The 607-nt window shown below is 46.1% G+C and carries 1 protein-coding gene and 1 pseudogene; both read right to left on the bottom strand.

Features of this window, described 5'->3' with window-relative positions; translation table 11 throughout:
• Positions 1 to 287 (bottom strand): annotated as a pseudogene (locus ACWHAR_RS29280) (Na+/H+ antiporter subunit D); the annotation flags it as partial.
• On the bottom strand, positions 280 to 607 hold a 328-nt coding region (locus ACWHAR_RS29275; RefSeq protein WP_452088720.1), incomplete at its 5' end, for a Na(+)/H(+) antiporter subunit C. The gene ACWHAR_RS29275 and the pseudogene ACWHAR_RS29280, both read right to left, overlap by 8 nt.

The raw sequence follows: 607 nt of genomic DNA, 5'->3' as shown, positions 1-607 counted from the left end.
GAATAAAGCCCAACCAATAAACCGATGATCGCTGTTGTGAGAACGAGCAGGCTGGCGAATTGGTCTGCGGCAAGCACAATGCCGTACGGCGCTTTCCAGCCGCCTAAGCTGAGTGTCTGGATACCTTTTGTGAAGACAGTCTGTACAAGTATGCCGCTAATCACAATCCCGATGGCCGATGCCGCCGTGCTGAAGATTCTCATGAGCATAAGGTTCTTCGTCATGAAAATCAGAAGAATAGCCGACAAAAGCGGGATCAGGATTGGCAAAATAACAAAATTATTCATGTTGATCATTTCCCCTCATTTGATCCATATCGTCCGATTTCAATTCCTGATAAGCGCGAAAGGCCATAACGAGGATGAATGATGTAACGCCAAAAGAAATGACAATTGCGGTCAAAATCAGGGCTTGCGGAAGCGGATCGACAAATGATTTGGCATGCTCGCTCAAAATCGGAGCGGCGCCTTTCTTTAATCCTCCCATAGTCAAAAGCATTAAATGAACGCCATGGCTTAACAGTGCTGTTCCGATAATGACGCGAAGCAGGCTTTTAGACAGCAGCAAATACGTAGCAGCCATAAAAATAATACCGGCTAATACAGCC

This window comes from Bacillus sp. LR--39 (genome assembly GCF_053613335.1).
The sequence above is the reverse complement of the archived record's forward strand: the minus strand, read 5'-3'. Positions and strand labels throughout refer to the sequence as shown.